Annotated in this window: 3 protein-coding genes; all 3 read left to right on the forward strand. The window is 33.6% G+C overall.

The features are described from left to right. Positions 1 to 107 precede the first annotated feature (107 nt). The 3 genes from T367_RS24300 to T367_RS0118240 all read left to right on the forward strand — a co-directional run bounded on the left by T367_RS24300 (position 108) and on the right by T367_RS0118240 (position 1,645). Positions 108 to 665, forward strand: a complete 558-nt coding sequence (locus T367_RS24300; protein ID WP_051568664.1) for a hypothetical protein — start codon at positions 108 to 110, stop codon at positions 663 to 665. Next, the gene (locus T367_RS0118235; RefSeq protein WP_027421129.1) at positions 662 to 1,009 is read left to right on the forward strand and encodes a hypothetical protein; all 348 of its coding nucleotides are present in this window, start codon (positions 662 to 664) and stop codon (positions 1,007 to 1,009) included. The genes T367_RS24300 and T367_RS0118235 overlap by 4 nt, the downstream gene beginning before the upstream one ends. Positions 1,010 to 1,093: 84 nt before the next feature. Further along, a complete protein-coding gene (locus T367_RS0118240; protein ID WP_157454307.1) occupies positions 1,094 to 1,645 on the forward strand; it encodes a hypothetical protein in 552 nt (183 codons plus the stop codon). Positions 1,646 to 1,789: the final 144 nt, after the last annotated feature.

Consider the following 1,789-nt stretch of genomic DNA (forward strand, 5'->3'; position numbering starts at 1 on the left):
AGGATTGTTCAATAAAAAATAAAAAAAGGCTATAACAAAAAGCAAAATTCACAGCGAAGCTGTTCGGCATAAATGCCTAATTTTGCTCAAACGTTGTAGTGCATAAAATGGAATTGGAAAAATCACCATATCGAATTAAATTAGTAGATGCGGAGCAATATACTTTGAATTCAGTGGACAACATTGAAGTATACGATATTGAATACTTTCAAGATAACAGATACCGTCCAACTTCAAAGCACGGAATAAGAATATTTGAAAACGGTCAAGAAATTAGAAGTGCTATTGTTTGCGAAACGGGAGGTGCAACGGGAATTCATATTGATTCTGTTCAAATAATTGACAACGTCCTGTATTTGTGTTGTTGTGATAGTATTTACAGTCTAACTATTCCTAATCTCGACTTAAATTGGAATAAGAGAATTGATCCAGCAACTTGTTTCGGAATCTATACTTACAAAGGAGACTTCATTGTTCATGGAGAACTTCAAATAACGAGAATAGACATGAATGGATTACAAAAATGGACATTTGGGGCACGAGATATTTTTGTTACACAAGATGGAACAGATTCCTTTAAAATCAAAGAAGACAAAATTTATCTTCGTGATTGGGCAGGCTTCGATTACGTACTTGATGAAAACGGAAAGGAAATAAATGAATGAAAATAAATCTAGTAGTAATACGAACAAGTGAACCTGAAATTCTAAAAAAGCAATATGAGCTTTTAGGGTTTTCATTCGACTACCATCAGCATGGAACAGGACCTTTTCATTATGTCTCGGAACAAGGTGGATTTGTATTTGAAATTTATCCGTTGACTAAATCTATGGAAAAAGCAGACAACTCAATTAGATTGGGATTTGAAGTGATAAATCTTTCAACGAGAATGAACGAATTAAAAAACTCAAACTGGATTATTAAGTCTGAATTAACAAAAACTGAATGGGGTTTAATTGCTGTACTTCAGGATTTAGACGGCCGTAAAATTGAAGTAAAAAACAAATAAAACGACACTACAACAACAGGTAAAATTCACAGCAAAGCTGTTCGCCATAAATGGCTAATTTTACCCAATCGTTAGCATCAACTTATGAAAAGTCTAATAATCATATCAATTTTAATACTGTCTAACCATAGTTTGAGTCAAAAAGTACGCTCACCCATTTTACATCTAGATTCAAATTGTGTAATTCTAAAGGGTGACACTTCGAGTGCAATCATGCAAATATCTGTCGGTTATAATATTGTCGATTTTGATTCAAAAAACTTAAGCACTATTGATAGTATAGTTAGATCAATTTTAACAGAAAGAACAAACCCGTCCACTCCTTTTGAATGTGGCGTTGACTTGCGTGATATTGAATATAATTATCAGTTAGTTTCTCTCAGAAAAGAAGATCACATCCATGTTGTTTATGTAAATGTATTTGCCGCTTCAATTTTAGGCATAATAGACATTAAGGATGAAGATTTAACCAGGTGGGAGAAAAAGCAAATTAAAAAAACCGGAAACCCTGATTTGTTTAAATATGACTGGCATAAAAACTTAATCCGAGGTAAGGATGGTTGTGGTACTTTTTGGGGTTTTAAAATTGATTTAACAACGAATAACCTCTATGATTTATATATTAGTGGGATATAAAAATGATGCTAACACGCGCTATACTCCACTGCGCGGTGTATAGTGCTAACGTTGTAAACTATTGCCCAAAGTACCCCAATAAACAGAATGTGTAGGTTCGTTACTGAAGTTTGACCTGGAACTAGAACCTGAAATTGAACGTGT

This window comes from Crocinitomix catalasitica ATCC 23190, assembly GCF_000621625.1.
Lineage (GTDB): Bacteria > Bacteroidota > Bacteroidia > Flavobacteriales_D > Crocinitomicaceae > Crocinitomix > Crocinitomix catalasitica.

What these genes read in the sequence shown, in the direction of transcription:
- T367_RS0118235 (WP_027421129.1), top strand. Translation starts at nt 662, where the DNA reads ATGAAAATAAATCTAGTAGTAATACGAACAAGTGAACCTGAAATTCTA.
- T367_RS0118240 (WP_157454307.1), top strand. Translation starts at nt 1,094, where the DNA reads ATGAAAAGTCTAATAATCATATCAATTTTAATACTGTCTAACCATAGT.
- T367_RS24300 (WP_051568664.1), top strand. Translation starts at nt 108, where the DNA reads ATGGAATTGGAAAAATCACCATATCGAATTAAATTAGTAGATGCGGAG.